Source organism: Actinomadura nitritigenes, assembly GCF_017573545.1.
Classification (GTDB): domain Bacteria; phylum Actinomycetota; class Actinomycetes; order Streptosporangiales; family Streptosporangiaceae; genus Spirillospora; species Spirillospora nitritigenes.
This window is the reverse complement of the sequence record NZ_JAGEOK010000022.1, coordinates 103839-119028: the sequence shown is the minus strand read 5'-3', so window position 1 is coordinate 119028 and position 15190 is coordinate 103839. Positions and strand designations below refer to the sequence as shown.

At 73.0% G+C, this 15190-nt stretch carries 13 protein-coding genes; 6 read left to right on the top strand and 7 right to left on the bottom strand.

The features are described 5' to 3' along the window. Positions 1–20: 20 nt before the first annotated feature. A complete protein-coding gene (locus tag J4557_RS30995) occupies positions 21–1142 on the top strand; it encodes a M20 family metallopeptidase (RefSeq protein ID WP_208270295.1) in 1122 nt (373 codons plus the stop codon). Between the two features lie 138 nt (positions 1143–1280). Here the strand turns inward: J4557_RS30995 and J4557_RS30990 are convergent, their stop codons facing one another. The 4 genes from J4557_RS30990 to J4557_RS30975 form a co-directional block, all read right to left on the bottom strand. After that, positions 1281–1949, bottom strand: a complete 669-nt coding sequence (locus J4557_RS30990; RefSeq protein ID WP_307800308.1) for an RlpA-like double-psi beta-barrel domain-containing protein — start codon at positions 1947–1949, stop codon at positions 1281–1283. Between the two features lie 826 nt (positions 1950–2775). Then, on the bottom strand, positions 2776–3216 hold the full coding sequence (locus J4557_RS30985; RefSeq protein WP_208270293.1) for a hypothetical protein: 441 nt from the start codon (positions 3214–3216) through the stop codon (positions 2776–2778). Between the two features lie 146 nt (positions 3217–3362). Further along, positions 3363–4139, bottom strand: a complete 777-nt coding sequence (locus J4557_RS30980) for a siderophore-interacting protein (protein ID WP_208270292.1) — start codon at positions 4137–4139, stop codon at positions 3363–3365. 37 nt (positions 4140–4176) lie between these two features. Then, positions 4177–5703: an MFS transporter gene (locus tag J4557_RS30975; protein WP_208270291.1), complete on the bottom strand. Its 1527-nt coding sequence runs from the start codon at positions 5701–5703 to the stop codon at positions 4177–4179. Between the two features lie 169 nt (positions 5704–5872). Between J4557_RS30975 and J4557_RS30970 the strand changes: the two genes are divergently transcribed. Together J4557_RS30970 and J4557_RS30965 are read left to right on the top strand one after the other, a co-directional pair. Further along, positions 5873–6802 carry a LysR family transcriptional regulator gene (locus J4557_RS30970; protein WP_208270290.1) on the top strand — a complete coding sequence of 310 codons (930 nt, stop codon included), beginning with the start codon at positions 5873–5875 and terminating at the stop codon, positions 6800–6802. A gap of 161 nt (positions 6803–6963) precedes the next feature. After that, complete coding sequence (locus tag J4557_RS30965) at positions 6964–8061, top strand: winged helix DNA-binding domain-containing protein (protein WP_208270289.1); 1098 nt, start codon at positions 6964–6966, stop codon at positions 8059–8061. Positions 8062–8075: 14 nt separating this feature from the next. On the opposite strand, the gene J4557_RS30960 is transcribed toward J4557_RS30965, so the two are convergent. Further along, positions 8076–9599 (bottom strand): long-chain-fatty-acid--CoA ligase, encoded by a 1524-nt coding sequence (locus J4557_RS30960; RefSeq protein ID WP_208270288.1) that lies wholly within the window; start codon positions 9597–9599, stop codon positions 8076–8078. Positions 9600–9839: 240 nt separating this feature from the next. On the opposite strand from J4557_RS30960, the gene J4557_RS30955 reads away from it, so the two are divergent. Both J4557_RS30955 and J4557_RS30950 read left to right on the top strand, forming a co-directional pair. Next, positions 9840–10109 (top strand): hypothetical protein, encoded by a 270-nt coding sequence (locus tag J4557_RS30955; RefSeq protein ID WP_190858371.1) that lies wholly within the window; start codon positions 9840–9842, stop codon positions 10107–10109. 100 nt (positions 10110–10209) lie between these two features. Beyond that, positions 10210–11565, top strand: a complete 1356-nt coding sequence (locus J4557_RS30950; protein ID WP_208270287.1) for a DUF2786 domain-containing protein — start codon at positions 10210–10212, stop codon at positions 11563–11565. A 91-nt stretch (positions 11566–11656) separates the two neighbouring features. On the opposite strand, the gene J4557_RS30945 is transcribed toward J4557_RS30950, so the two are convergent. Both J4557_RS30945 and J4557_RS30940 read right to left on the bottom strand, forming a co-directional pair. Beyond that, a complete protein-coding gene (locus J4557_RS30945; RefSeq protein WP_151538805.1) occupies positions 11657–11869 on the bottom strand; it encodes a helix-turn-helix domain-containing protein in 213 nt (70 codons plus the stop codon). A gap of 166 nt (positions 11870–12035) precedes the next feature. Then, positions 12036–12998: a class II glutamine amidotransferase gene (locus tag J4557_RS30940; protein ID WP_208270286.1), complete on the bottom strand. Its 963-nt coding sequence runs from the start codon at positions 12996–12998 to the stop codon at positions 12036–12038. A gap of 370 nt (positions 12999–13368) precedes the next feature. Between J4557_RS30940 and J4557_RS30935 the strand changes: the two genes are divergently transcribed. Then, positions 13369–14316: a hypothetical protein gene (locus J4557_RS30935; protein ID WP_208270285.1), complete on the top strand. Its 948-nt coding sequence runs from the start codon at positions 13369–13371 to the stop codon at positions 14314–14316. Positions 14317–15190: the final 874 nt, after the last annotated feature.

The window sequence follows — 15190 nt, the reverse complement described above, 5'->3', positions numbered from 1 at the left end:
CTTGAGAGGGAGGTCAGGAGATGGGCGAGGCGCTCGAGCTCGCGCGCCGGCTGGTGCGGATCGACACCCGGGGCGGCGGCGAGCGGCGGGCCGCCGACCTCGTCGCGGACGTGCTGGACGGCGCGGGATTCGCCGTGCGGGTGGACGAGCCCGCCGAGGGGCGGGCGAACGTCGTGGCCCGGCACGGGCCCGAGGCGGCGCGCGTCCCGGTCACGTTCACCGGGCACCTCGACACCGTGCCCGCCGACGCGTCCGGCTGGTCGTTCGACCCGCTGTCCGGCGACGTCCGGGACGGGCGCCTGCTCGGGCGGGGAAGCAGCGACATGAAGGCGGGCGTCGCCTGCCAGGTCGAGGCGGCCGTCCGGGCGGTCCGCGACGGGCTGCCCGCGCCCCAGCTGGTGTTCACCTTCGGCGAGGAGACCGGGTGCGACGGCGCGGCGGCCCTGGACCCGGCCGCCCTCGCCGCCACGGACCTGCTGATCGTCGCCGAGCCGACGGGGAACCGGACGGTGCTCGGCCACAAGGGCACGCTCTGGCTGAAGGCCACGGCACGGGGCGTGTCCGCGCACGGGTCCCGGCCCGAGCTCGGCCGCAACGCCCTCGCCGCGCTGGCCGCCGCGGCGGTCCGCGTGCACGGGCACGCGGGCTGGCCGGTGAGCCCGACGCACGGGCCCGCGACGGTCAACGTGGGCACCTTCCATTCCGGCGTGCAGCCGAACCTGGTGCCCGACCGGGCCGAGATGCGGCTGGACGTCCGCACCGTCCCCGGCTTCGGCGCGGACGAGGCGGTCGCGGTGATCTCGGAGCTGTGCGGCGGGGAGGTCGAGCTCGAACGGCTCGTGGACCTTCCCGGCGTCGCCACCGACCCGGCGGCGCCGGGCATGCCGGAGGTCCTGGAACTCCTGGCCCCCGGCTCCTCCGGGGCCGCACCGGAGTACGCGACGTACTTCACCGACGCGTCCGTCCTCGCGGGCCTGCTCGGCGGGCCGGACGTGGTGATCTACGGGCCGGGCGACCCCGAGCAGGCGCATGTGACCGACGAGACGTGCTCGGTCGCGCGCGTCGACGCCGCCGCGGAGGCGCTGCACCGCCTGCTGGCCGCACGCAGGCCGGGCGGCGCCGGCGAAGACCACCGCCCCTGAAGCCGGAGAACGCCCCGGCGATCGGATCGCCGGGGCGTTGCCGTTCCATGCGTTCCGGCGGTCCCGCCGGAGAGGGTCGTGCGGCGCGGCTCACGGGACCGTCGCTGAGCGGCGGCCCGTGAATCCGCTCACGAACCGTCAGCCCAGAGGCTGCGGGTCGCCCTTGGTGCCCGCGCCGGAGCCCCACGACAGGACCTCCCACTTGACGCCCTGGAGGTGTCCCTCGCCGGTGCCGGCGTCGTACTTGCTGTCGGGCTTGCCGCCGTCCAGCAGGTACCGGAAGGTGTAGGTGTCGAGGTCGAGCATGACGCCGTCGTGCGAGGGCGCGCCGGGCCCGCGGTCGCCGATGAAGCCGGTGACGCTGCGGCCGTTGTAAGTGACCTTGACCTTGGTGTTCATGGGCCAGCTCGGGCTGGCGAACAGGCCCTTCTGCATCGGCTCGCCGCTCGCGGGGGCGCCGGTGTCGCCGTTGATGCCGGAACCGTCGTCCCAGAAGTAGGACGCGGTGGTGGTGCCGCTGAGGATCGCCTTCGGGCCCTTGGCGGCCTTCTTCTTGGCGTCCCTGGAGGCGGAGACCTTGGCGTCCGTCTTCTTCGCCTCCGGCTTCTTGGAGGCGGACTTCGAGCTGGACTCGGCCAGGGTCTCGGAGGAGGTGTTCTTCTCGGGGGCCTTCTGCTTCAGCGCGGCCATGTCCTGCTGCTGCGCCAGAAGCCTGTCGGGCTTGGGAGCGGAGTCGTCGTGGCTGGCGGCCGCCACGCCGCCCACCAGCATCCCGGCAAGAGCCGCGCCGGTGACACCGGTCAACACGCGATTGATCGTCCGCTGCTGCATGAAATTCCTTAGTTCGGCGTACAGGACAGCCGTTCCGGCGCCGGAGCACAGGGAGGATCCGGGCATGCGGAACGGGTTCCGAGACTCGGGACTCGGGAATGCCGCCGCGGTAAGGAACCCGCGTGGACGGCCCGCGGACATGACGGGCCGAGCTCGCGTCCGTCCGCGCTGCTCCTTTGCGGGCATGCGCGCGACGCGGGCTTCAGTGAAGCGGGAGAGAGTGCCGACCGGGGGCCCGCTGGGCCCTGCGCGGTCACGGCCGGTGCATGGTACGGCCGTGGTTCGGCTGAGGGTTCCCGCCTGGCGGGCGGGAGGCGACGGCTATGCGATTGGCCAGGTCAACGGTGCTTTGACCTTGACCTGGCGTTGACTATATCCGGCATTGCCGCACTTGAGTCAAATGGGCGATTTCTTTACCTTTGGCCCAGATAGATCGTTTTTCCGGCCGGTCGGCGGGATCGCCTTTCCCGCAGGGGATCCGGGCGGATGCGCAGGTCGGCGCCCCGATCGGAAAGATCTTAAAGAACGATCTTTATTCGCCGGGAAACGATCTCCTATGCCGGCCGGGACGCCGGTGGGCACGGCCCGGAAGCGGAGATCGGCATCGGGCCGGCGAGCCCGCGAGGGCGATACGCCGAAGGAGCACGCGCACAAGAAAACCCGGCCGGACGTACCGGCCGGGCGAATACCGGAGGCGGCTCTGGAGGGCCGTGAACCGCGAGACGGCCCGGCGGCGGCCATGACGGCGGCGCCGGGCCGCGGACCGCGCGCGGCGGTCCGGAGGAGGACGTGGGGACCCGGGTCAGTGCGTCGGATAGACCGACGGCACCAGCGGGGTCGGGCCCGTCCCGCCGGCGAACACCGGGTTGACCGCCGGAGCCTCGGCGAAGGGGGCCTGCGCGTAGGCGGGCTCCGGGAACGGCGCGGCCGCCACGATCGGCTGGTATGGCGCGGGCCCCGCCTGGGGGGCGCCCGGCGGGGGCACGGGCGGCGGGACGTGGGAGCCGTCGGCCCGGCGCGGTTCCGGCACCGGAGGGGCCGTCCGATCCGTGCGACGCTCGGCCAGGACGGCCATCAGCGCGCGGGCGGTGTCGGCGTCCATCCGGAGCAGGACGCTGGGCGTCCCTCCCTGGTCGACGAACGGGGAGACCGAGGGCGCGGAGGAGAGCTGGGGCAGTGCCGCCCGCATCTCCTCGCGGAGATCCTGGGCCAGCCGCAGCGCCTGTCGGTCACTGTCGCTCAAGTGTGCGGTCATCGCGATCTCCGGCGAGTTCACGTGCGGGGGTCCGGGGCAATCCTGCTAGGAATGGCGTGCAGGTGCAAGGGCTGATGCACGTGCATTTTACGAAATATCGCCCCGTAACCCCGGCCCCCGACGCTCGTTGGCGATCAGTCCATCCCGCGTCTGCCGGGCGTCCAGTAGGGCTTGACCTGCACGGATCTGCGCGGCCAGCCCCGCTCCCCGACCAGATGCGCGCGCATGGCCTGTACGGTGCGTGCCTCCCCGGCCACGTAGGCGAACCCCGGCTCGCCGGGAAGATCGAGCCGGCGGACCGCGTCGACGAGGATCTCCGACGACGCCGCCGAGGCCGCGCCGCGCCGGCACCACGCGAGTTCCTCCCCCCGCGGCAGAGGCAACCGGTCCTCCGGCTCGGCGACCTCCACCGCGCCGTACACGGGTTCGTCCGGCCCTGCGGCGCGCAGCATCGCGCCGAACGTGACGGAGGCCGTCTCCTCGCCCGCGAACAGGTGGTACGGAGCGGGGCGCAGCACGAACGAACCCTCCGGCTTGTTGAAGACGACCTCCTCCCCTGGCCGGACGGAACGGGCCCAGCGCGCCCCCGGACCGGCGCCGTCGTGATCCATGACGCACAACTCCAGCACGCCGGAGGCCGCGTCGTAGTCCCAAACGGAGTACGTGCGCAGCGCGTCGCGCACCTTGCCGCTGACCCACGTCCGCGCGGACGTGACGTCGGCCATGTGCACGCGGACGTGCTGACCGGGCGTCCAGTCCAGGCCGGGTACGCCGCCGATGCCGATCCACCGCATGCGACCCGGCCCGGGCCGGACGTCCTCGACGCGCCCCCGGACGAACATCCGGTCCAGCAGCCTGCCGCGGACACCGCGCGGGCTCTGCGCCACGCTCATCGCCACCTTCCGGGTCATCGAGTTATATCTCGTCTTCGGGAGAACACGTTATATCTCATTGGCCGGCGCGACCAGCCCCCTCCGCCCGGTCCGCCCGGGAAAGGCCTGGAGCGACCAGCAGCGCCGCCGCGCAGGCGATCAGCGCGACCACTCGGAAGCCCGCCGACATCGCGTCGGTGAACGCCGAGACGACCTGGGCGTGCACTCCCGCACCGGCGCCGGAGGCGTCCGCCGCGGCGATCGCCTCGCCCGCCGAATGGGCGTGGCCGGCGGGCCCCGGCGGCAGGGCGGCGGAGAAGCGGCCGGCGAGCACCGTCCCGAGGACCGCGACGCCGAGCGCGCTGCCGATCTCGCGGGCCGCGCTGTTGAGCCCAGACCCCAGCCCCGCGCGCCCGGGCGGGAGCGCGGACATGACGCCGACCGACAGCGGCGGCACGCACAGCCCCATGCCGGCCGACATGACCAGCAGCTCCAGCGCGTAGAGCGGGTAGGGCGTGGCCGCGTCGGCGAGCGAGAGCAGCCCGAGCCCGCAGGCGAGGACGAGCAGCCCCGAGGTGATGACCGCGCGGTTCCCGAACCGCCGGGCGAGGCCGACGCTCCGCCGGGAGACCACGATCATCCCGGCCACGACCGGCGTGACCGCCGCGCCGGTGACGAGCGGCGAGTACCCCTTGGCGTACTGCAGGTACTGGGCGTTGACGAAGAACAGCGCGAACAGGCAGAAGAAGGCCGCCCCGATGCCCAGCACGCCGCTGCGCAGCGAGGCGCGGGCGAACAGCCGCGGGTCGAGCAGCGGGTGCGCGGCGCGCGTCGCGTGGACGGCGAACACCGCCAGCAGCACGGCGGCGCCCGCGAACCCGCCCAGCACCGGCGCGGAGGTCCAGCCGCGCTCGGATCCCTCGATGATCCCGAAGAGCAGCGCGAACAGGGCCGCGGTGAGCAGCGCGGCGCCCGGCACGTCCAGGTCCGCGCGGTGCCGTTCGCCCGCGGGTGCCAGCCGGGCCGTCAGCGCGGCCAGCGCACCGGCGGCGAGCGCGCCGGCCAGGAACAGGCACCGCCAGGGCAGCCACTCCAGCACCGCTCCCCCGGCGAGGTTGCCGACGGCGCCCGCGACGCCGGTCGCGGCCGTCCAGGCCGCGACCGCCTGCGGGCGCCGCGCCGGCTCGGTGACCTGCATCAGCAGCGACAGCGTCGCGGGCATGATGAGCGCCGCCCCGGCCCCGGTGACCAGCCGGCCCGCCAGCAGCACGGCGACCGCGGGCGCAGCCGCCGACAGCAGGCAGCCGGCGGCGAAGACGCCGAGGCCGGCCAGCAGCGCGCCCTTGCGCCCGAACCGGTCGCCCGCGGCGCCGGCCGGGATGAGCAGGCAGCCGAACACCAGGACGTAGGAGTCGACGATCCACAGCAGGCCGGTCGCGGACGGGCGCAGGCCGCTCGCCGACAGCTTGGGGATCGAGAGGTTGATCGCCGCGACCATCGCCACGACCAGGACCACGCACGCCGACATCAGCGGCGGCACGGCGCGCCGGGCGGCGCGTCCCCGGTCCGGAGGCGCGGCGGCGCGGACGGCATCGATCGTCATGAGGGGTTCCTCGAAGTCACTCGCGGGCGTGCCTCGGGCACGCCGGAAAGGGCTGAGCCGACAGGTGGGGGGCGGGGATCCGGCCGCGCGCGCCGCCTCCGCGATCACCAACGTAGGCTTGCGGTGACTTGCTTTCAAATGCATCTTCTGCACGTGAGGAGTGCGTCTGGTGCAATCCGCACTGGATCTCAATCTGCTCGTCGCGCTCGACGTCCTGCTGGACGAGGGCAGCGTCGCCGGCGCGGCCGAGCGCCTGCATCTGTCGAGCCCCGCGATGAGCCGGACCCTCGGCCGGATCCGCAAGGCCCTCGGCGATCCCGTGCTCGTGCGCTCGGGCCGCGGCATGGTGCCCACCCCGCGCGCGCTCGCGGTGCGCGCGGAGGTGCATGAACTCGTCCAGCGCGCCTACGCGCTGTTCTCCGCGGACGACGCCTTCTCCCCGCGCACGCTGGAGGGAACCTTCACCCTCCAGGCAGAGGAGGGCACGATCGCCGTCCTGTCCGGGCCCCTACTGGAACGGATGGCACGCGACGCCCCAGGCGTCACCCTGCGCTTCCTCGGCGAGGGGCCGCGCGACACCCACCTTCTGCGGCGCGCCTCCATCGACCTGGAGATCGGCGTCATCACGGACGAGGCGACCGACACACGGGTCGAGCCGGTCCTGGAGGACCGGTTCTCCTCCGTCGTCCGCCCCGGGCACCCCCTCGCGGGCCGGGAGGTGACGCTCGACGACTGGTGCGCGACCACGCAGTTGACCAACACGCGGCGCGGCCGCCTGACCGGGCCCATCGACGAACTCCTCGCGGAGACGGGACGCTCCAGGCGCGTCGCCGGGACCGTCCCGACGGTCAGCACCGCGCTGCTCGTCGTCCGGGGAACCGACCTGATGGGGTTCGCGGCGGAACGGCTGCACAGGCCCCTGGTGGAGCGGCTGGGCCTGGTGTGGGTCCCGATCCCCCTGCCCATGCCGCCCCTGCGCCTGTCATTGGCCTGGCACGCGCGCTACGACGCCGACCCCGCGCACGCGTGGCTGCGCCGCTGCGTCCGCGAGACGATCGCGGACGTGGCCGGCGTGGAGCGGAGGCGGGCCGACCCGTAACGGGCGGGGGCTGTGTTCATGGAGCCCCTCCCGGCCGGCGTGCAGGGAGCCGTCCCGGCCGGTGTGCGGGGAGTGTCCTAGGGCGTCGGTAAGGTCGGCATCCCCGAACCATCCCCGCCGGACCGTCCGAGTGCCGCGGGGCCGGCGAGAAGGCGGACACGATGGCGGACACTCTCAGCGTCCAGGCCCTCAACAGGGCGACGCTGGCCCGGCAACTGCTGCTCGCGCGCGAACGCGTGCCGGTCGCCGACGCCGTGGGCCGCTTGTTCGGGATGCAGGCGCAGGAGCCCAAACCGCCGTTCGTGGGGCTGTGGTCGCGGCTCGACGGCTTCCAGGCGTCCGACCTGAACACGGCCCTGCGCGACCGGACGCTCGTCCGCGCGACCATGATGCGCGCGACCCTGCACCTGATGACCGCGTCCGACTACCTCGCGTTCCGCACGTCGATGCAGCCGATGCTGGACGCGGCGATGCGCGTCCTCGGGGACCGTGCCAAGGGCCTCGACCTCGGAGAGGTCGTCCCCGCCGCCCGCTCCCTCCTCGATGAGCGGCCGCGCACGTTCAACGAGGTGCGGGCCCTCCTGCAGGAACGCTTCCCGGACGTCAACGACCGCGCGCTCGGCTATGCCGTCCGGATGTGCGTGCCGCTGGTCATGGTCCCGACCGACGACAGGTGGGGCTTCCCGCGCTCCGCCGAGTTCGCGTCGGCCGACGGCTGGCTGGGCGCCGCCCCGTCCGCCGGCGCCGCCGAGGACGACCTCGTCCTCCGCTACCTGGAGGCGTTCGGGCCGGCGTCCGCCGCCGACGCGCAGACCTGGTCGGGACTGCGCTCGGCGGGCGAGGCCCTGGAACGGCTGCGCCCGCGCCTGTCCGTCTTCGCGGACGACAAGGGCCGGGAGCTGTTCGACCTTCCCGGCGCGCCCCGCCCGGACGAGGACGTCCCGGCCCCCGCGCGGTTCCTGCCGGAGTTCGACAGCCTCGTCCTCGCGCACGCCGACCGCCGCCGGATCATCGCCGACGCGCACCGGCCGTCGCTCACCACGAAGAACCTCCGGGTCCGCGCCGTGTTCCTCTGGGACGGGTTCGCGCGCGGCGTCTGGGAGACCGAGTACAAGCGCAAGGTCGCCACCCTGCGGCTGCGCCCCTTCGAACCCCTCCCCCGGGCCGCCCTCGACGAGCTCACCGCCGAGGGCGAGGCCCTCCTGCGCTTCACCGAGCCCGACGCCAAGGACACCGTCGTCACCGTCGCCGAGGACTGACGCCCCGGCGAGGGTCAGGCGATCGTCCGGCCGAGGCCCTCCCAGTACGGCGCCCGCAGGTCCTTCTTGAGGATCTTGCCGCTGGGGTTGCGCGGCAGCGCGTCCACGAAGTCGACCGAGCGGGGGCGCTTGAACCCGGCCAGCCGCTCGCGGGCGTAGGCGAGGACCTCGTCTTCGGTGAGCACCGCGCCGGGCGCGGGGACGACGACGGCCTTGACGGTCTCGCCCCACCGCTCGTCGGGCACGCCGATGACCGCGACGTCGGCGATGCCGGGATGCGCCGCGAGGACCTCCTCGACCTCGATCGGGTACACGTTCTCGGCCCCCGTGACGATCATGTCCTTGATCCGGTCGGTGAGGAACAGGTAGCCCTCGGCGTCGACGTAGCCGGCGTCGCCGGTGCGCAGCCAGCCGTCCCCGGCCAGCAGCCGGGCCGTCTCCTCCGGCCGGTTCCAGTAGCCGGAGGTGTTCTGCGAGGAACGCACCAGCACCTCACCGACCTCGCCCGGCGCGCGCTCCGCGCCCCCTCCCGGCTCGACGATCTTCACCTCGACCCAGGCATAGGGCCGGCCGGCCGAGCGCATCAGGTGTGCGCGCGGGCCGTCCGGGTCGTGGTCCTCGGGTTCCAGCTGGACGATGGCGCCGGTCGTCTCGGTCATCCCGTACAGCTGGAACAGCGGGGCCTTGAAGGTCTCCAGCGAGCGCCGCAGCACCTCGCTCGTGATCGGCGACGCCCCGTAGGTGATCGCCCGCAGGGCCGAGTAGTCGCGCTCCGCGGCGCCCGGCACCTGGCACATGAACTGCAGGACCGCCGGGACGATGAACGCGTTGGTGATCTGCTCGCGCTCGAACGTGTCGACCAGCGCCGCCGGGTCGATGTCGCGGACCAGGACCTGGCGGCAGCCGGCGTACAGGCCGGCCAGCGCCCAGCCGGTCCCGCCGATGTGGAACAGCGGCATCGGCACCAGGCTGACCGACGACCCGTCCAGCCGCCAGCGCCGCGCCATCCGCTCGCCGACCTCGAAGTTGGCGTTGCCGAGCTGCACGCCCTTCGGCACGCCGGTCGTGCCGGAGGTGTAGAGCTGCACGACGACGTCGCCGGGCTCGCCGACGAATCCGGGGTCGTCGGCCGGATGCGCCGCCAGCCATGCCTCGAAGTCCTCGCCGGTCGTCACCGCACGCCCGGGGAGCGTCCCGGCGAGCGCGGCGAACTCGGCGTCCACCACGGTCACCGGCGCCTGCGCGTCCGCGACGATCGCGGCGATCTCGGCGGGGGTCAGCCGCCAGTTCACCGGCGCGGTCACCGCGCCGATCTTCGCGGCGCCGAACAGCAGGTCGAAGAACTCGGGCGCGTTCTTGCCCACGTAGGCGACCCGCGACCCGGCCCCGAGCCCGGCGGCCAGGAGCGCGCGGGCGGCCCGGCTGGAGCGCTCGTCCAGCTCGGCGTAGCTGATCGTCCGGCCGTCGCCCGTGATGGCGGGGGCGTCGCCCCGGTCCCGGGCGTGGTCGCGGACGATGGACACGACGCGGTAGTCCACTCCGGCCCCTTCCGAATCACATTCGGTTCTGTGCGTCCGACCCTACCGACCGGATTCGCGAAGAGGAAAGCGCTCACTTGCCTCACATGGGAACATGACGCTATGCCCGTACGCGGTTTCGAATAGTGATCAATCCGAGACCTGTACTGATTGAAAGATCCATCAAATCAGCGCAAGCTATGCCCGATGCCTGGAATGCCCCGCCCGTTCCTTCCACCCGACCGCCGACAGGACGCGACCATGTTCGAGATCTGGGAGACGAGTGAGCCGGCACGGCTCATCAGCGACGCGGGCAGCCTGAAAGTCGCGCTGGAGAAGGTCGACACCATGTGCCGGCTCCGTCACGACCAGGCCGTGGCGCACGTCGGCGACGTCGCCGAGGGCTACCACTTCGAGATCAGGGACCACGACGGCAAGGCCCTCGCACGGCTCAGCTACGTCCCGGACACCACCCGCGCCTACCAGAGCGTGGTGGTCGAGGAGATGCGCGGCCAGGACCTGAGCCGGTAGCGCCCGCACCGTCGAGGTGCACCGACGGTGAAATCTCCGTTTCGCGCGGACGTCCACGCCCGGGCACCCGTCCGTGCGTGGCAGTATGCCTCGTGGTCAGATGACGGAGCCTCGGACGACGACGGGAGTACCGGTGCGGAAGGCGTGGTGGCGGCCACGGCAGGCTGAGTCCTCTTCCGATGCGGGCCCCTGCGGCCCCGGGCCGTCCCTGCTGGACGAGGCCGAGGCCCTGACGTCCGAGGCCGTCCGCGCTCTGGCACGGGGCGACGGCGACGCGTTCGACCTCCTCGTGGCCGCGCTGGCCGACCGTCCGGACGTGCCGGGCTGGCCCCTCGTCACCGCGCGGTGCCTCACCGCCCGGCTGGAACGCGGCGTCGCCCTCGCCTGGGAGCGCGGCTGGCAGCCCGCCGATGTCGTCCGGTACGCGGCACGCCGCCGCACCGCCCGGCACGTCCGCCTCGCCACCGACGCGATCGCCGCCGAGATGCGCGCGTACTCCGCCGCGACCGTGACCGCGCAGTGGCGCGAGCAACTCGCCCTCATCGGCGCCGAGATCTGGTGGGAGGACGACGACGAGCACCCGGACGCCTGGTGCGAACGCGAAGGGACCGACAGGTCCGAGTTCATCGCCTGCGGCACCGAACTCGTCCACCTGCTGGAATGCCTGCCGAAGCTGGCAAGCATCGGCCCGCCTCCAGGGACGCCGTTGCGGGAGGTGCCCGTCCGGGACGGGTTCGAAGGCGTCGACCAGCGCATGCTCGGCAAGGTCCGCGCTCTGCTCGCGAAGGCGGAGTCGACCGAGTTCCCCGAGGAGGCCGAGGCGCTCAGCGCGCGCGCCCAGGAGCTGATAGCGCGGCACAGCATCGACCACGCCCTGCTGGCCGCCGAGACCGGCAACCTGGGCGGCCCCGCGGGACGCCGCGTCGCGGTGGACAATCCCTACGACGCGCCCAAGGCGGTGCTCCTCACCGTGGTGGCGGACGCCAACCGGTGCCGTGCCGTATGGCACAGGGAACTGGGATTCTCCACCGTCCTGGGGTTCCCCGCCGATCTCGCGGCCGTGGAGATGCTCTTCACGTCGCTGCTCGTGCAGGCGACGGCGGCGATGGTGCACGCCGGACCTCGCCGCGACGCGCGCGGGCGGTCACGGACGCGGTCGTTCCGCCACGCGTTCCTCAACGCCTACGCGGCGCGCATCGGGGAGCGCCTCCGGGACGCGGCCGGTGAGGCGGCGAGCCGGGCGGCCGCGGACGCCGGCGGGAAGGATCTGCTTCCCGTCCTGGCCGCGCGCGACCTGGCCGTCGAGAAGGCCGTCGACGCGATGTTCCCCAACCTGGCCAGGGGCCGGGCGGGTTCGGTGTCCAACTACGAGGGCTGGGTCGCCGGCCGCGCGGCGGCCGATCTCGCCAGCCTGAACGGGCGCTCCGAGGTCTCCGGGGCGTCCCGCCGGTCCTAGCGCGCGGGGTCCCCCCGGGGGGCGAGGGGGACGTCCGGCCATGTTCCGCTCTTTCTGCTCGTGCTCGACTGTGTCCGCGTTGGGAGCTGGGTCAGTCCTTCTTGCGCCGGGTGTTGCCGCCGCGGCCGCGCAGCGGGACGCCGGCCTCCTTCAGGACGTTGTAGATGAACCCGTACGACCGGCCCGTCTCGGCGGCCAGGTCGCGGATGCTCTCGCCGCCCGCGTAGCGGGGCGCGAGCTCGGCCGCGAGCTGCGTGCGTTCGGCACCGGTGACGCGGGTGCCCCTCGACAGCGTTCGGGTCACGGGGACCTCCTGTTCCCAGAGCTGGGCGGCGGGGCCGTCCCCGCAGCTCACAGCAGTGTTGATCTACCCAACGTACACATTCCCCCTGAATCCGCCCCTGATGCGGCGCCAATCCGCACGAAATCGGCCGAAGCTGGTCTTTTCCGTGGTCAACGGCGTGTCGGAACTAGACAGACGGCCCTCGGACCGCCTCCGGCTTGGCGTTCCGCAGGATCAGCGGCGTGAACGGGCCGCGGACCGGAACCGGCTGCGCGCCGGTGCCCGCCGTCGCGGACCGGAGCGAGCCGATCCGCACGCCCTGGACGGGCTCCCCGGCGACGGCCGTCTGCTGCGACGCGGCCTCCCGTGCCGACAGGTCGGCACGGCGCAGCGGATGCCGGGGCGGCTCGAACGGGAACAGCGAGGTCTCGTTCAGCCCGTCCACGACGAGCAGCTCGCCCGGCTCCAGCAGCCGCCACCCGGGCTGGTCGTCCATCGGCTCGCTGGCGATCACGACGGCGGGCATCGCCGCACCGTCGCGGCCGCTCGACCCGCCCTTGTCCGGCGACAGCACCCACAGCTCGTTGCTCTCCGGGTAGCGCAGCGCCCACAGCCGCCCGGCCTCGGCGATCAGCAGGTTGACCGCGAACACCGGCAGCTCGGCCCCGATCCGGCGCACCGCCTCGATGATCCCGGTGGTCGTGTCGCCGTGCCGCCGGATCTCCGCGGTCACGAAGGCGAACACCAGTTCCGAGTCGGTCTCGCCCGCGACGTGCGCGCGCTCGACGTCGGTCAACCACGTCCGGAGCGTGTCGAGCCCCTTCACCACCCCGTTGTGGGCGAACAGGCGGTCGTTCATGACGAACGGATGGCAGTTGTGCACGGTGAGGCCGCCGACCGAGGCGTCGCGCACGTGGGAGACGAACGTGTGCGACGGGACGTTGCGGGCGTGCAGGTCGAAGTCCGCGTTCTCGAAGGCGGCCAGCGGCGCCCGGTCGCGGACGGGCTCACCGCCGAGGGAGAACCAGCCGAGCCCCGCGCCGTGCGGCATCCGGTGGCTCTGCGCCCGCAGGCTGGACGGCGCGTCCAGCAGCCAATGAGCCGCCCTCACGCGGGGTCCGCCCGTGCTCATCCCGAACAGTCGGCACATGCCGTTCGCCTTTCGATATCGAGGTGATCCCGCGCCCCGGGTCCCCGGTCGGCGGCACGAAATGAAGATCATAACTGCGAGTGATGGTGATTTTACCCAACGTTGCATCGGGCGTCCGGAGATTCCGGCCAGACGATCGGGGATCCCGCTCCATCGCGGCGGTCCAGCCGGCAGGGGCCTTGTCAGGCGCACCCAGGCCGTGGCAACCCACCGGATCACGATCGGGCGGCCGACGACGGCCGCCCCGAACCGATTTTACGCCGCACTGCCCATGCGTTGACCTGGTTATCCACAGAACGTTGTTCGGCTTCCGTCTGTTCCGCCGGGGCCGCAGGCTGGTCGGCGTCGGCCCCTCCAGTGAGGAGAAACCATGATCGTCTTCCCTGCCCCCGCCACCACGACCACCCGGTTCGCCGTGGCCGCCGAACACGTCCCGCACGACCTCACCGGCCTGCTCCACGACGCGAGCGGCCCCTACGCGGCGCACATCGCCGGCCGCCTCGGATCACCCCAGCTCGAGGTGGTCCGCGAGGACGTCGCCTGCCTCCGCTGGGACCCCCGCGGGATCAGGGCGCCTCGCCCTGAGGACCGGCGCCGCGAACGCGCGTTCCACGACGCCCCCAAGTTCGCCGTCGTCACGGCCTGCGCCCCGATCACCGACCAGCCCCGTGCCGTCCAGGTGGCCCGCGCCGCCGCTCTCCACCTGTCCGCCGCCCTCGGCGGCGTCCCGGCCGACCTCGTCACCGGCCACGTCCTGGCCGCGCCCACCGAGGAGCGGACCCGTTTCGTCCTTGCCGACGAGTGGCTCGGCGACGTGCTGCCGCCCTTCCGTGCCAACGGCCGCTGCACCGCGGCCGCCCCCGACCGCGATCCCGAGGGCGTGAACGGCTGCTCCTGCGTCCGCCTGCGCACTCGCGGCCTGCGCCGCTTCGGCCTGCCCGAACTGCAGATCACCGACGTCGCCTGCCCGCACGACCTGGCCGCCCTGAACGTCCTGCGCACCACCGCCCGCCGCCTCCTGACGGACCACTGGTCCTGGCTGTCCACCGGCCCCGCCGACCGCACCCGCGAGATCGACGCCGACCTCCCGCTAGCCGAGGCCGACTTCAGCGACTTCTGGGGCACTGGCCGGCGCGTCCATCTCACTCCGCCGAACCCCTTCCAGGTCCGCCTCACCCTCCTCACCCCGCTCCTTCTCGCCGTAGCCCCGCCCGACGACTTCACCGGCACCGTCAACGACTGGCTCTACGGCGACACGCTCCCCCTGGGCATGTACGACGTCATCCACTCCCCGGCCACCGCCCCCCAAGCCGCCTGACCAAACACCCCACCAGCCCCCCAGACGCACCCACTCGGCGCCGCCACACGCGCCCAGCACACCCACCCCAAGCACACACGATCCGAGAAGCACGACACCTAGCACGCACGACAACACCCACCCGGCGCCAACCACACACTGGTCGTTCGCTGCGCCAGCGCTATCCGGGCGTATGCGCTGCCTGCGGTTCGACGCCGTGCGGAACCTGCACTAGGACACGCACCACGCAGGGCGCCTCTCGGGTGCTCCCCTCACCCTCCGCGCGGCGACGGAGACCTGCGACGCCGCCCCCGACAGCCCCAGATGAGCCCCTTGATGCCAGCGCACGCACCCCAAAACGCCCACTCCCAACCCGCACAGTCCAAAGCGCATGCGACACCCAACACACACCCCACCAAACACACGCGGCAGCAGCTCTCTGCGCCAGCAAGCGGCGCCAGCAGGCCCCAGCGGCCTGGTGGGTTGCGCCAGCGGGCCCGGTCGGTTGCGCCAGCGAGCAGCGGGCCCCGGAGGTCCCGGCGGGCCCCGGCGCTGCATGCGGCTCCAAGCCGCCCAGACGCACCACCTGGCCCCGTCAAGCACGTACGGTGCCTCGCGACGTGTCACCACACGCATCACCAAGCACATTCCGCATACGCCTCGGCGCGCGACGAGGCTTCGTCACCAGGTGCTGCATGCTGCCCGATTCCCCGGCCCACTCCGCGACCGTCCAGCAGTTCTTCCGCGGCAGGTCAGACAGCAGGCCCAGCACCAACCGCCCAGCCCGCGGGCCGGGCTCCACCCGCGCGAGCCCGCAGCGCTAAGCGGCCCATCAGGGATTTGAGCATGTCCTGCCAACGGGAAGGATCTATGTTGTGACCTGCGGCTCCTGACT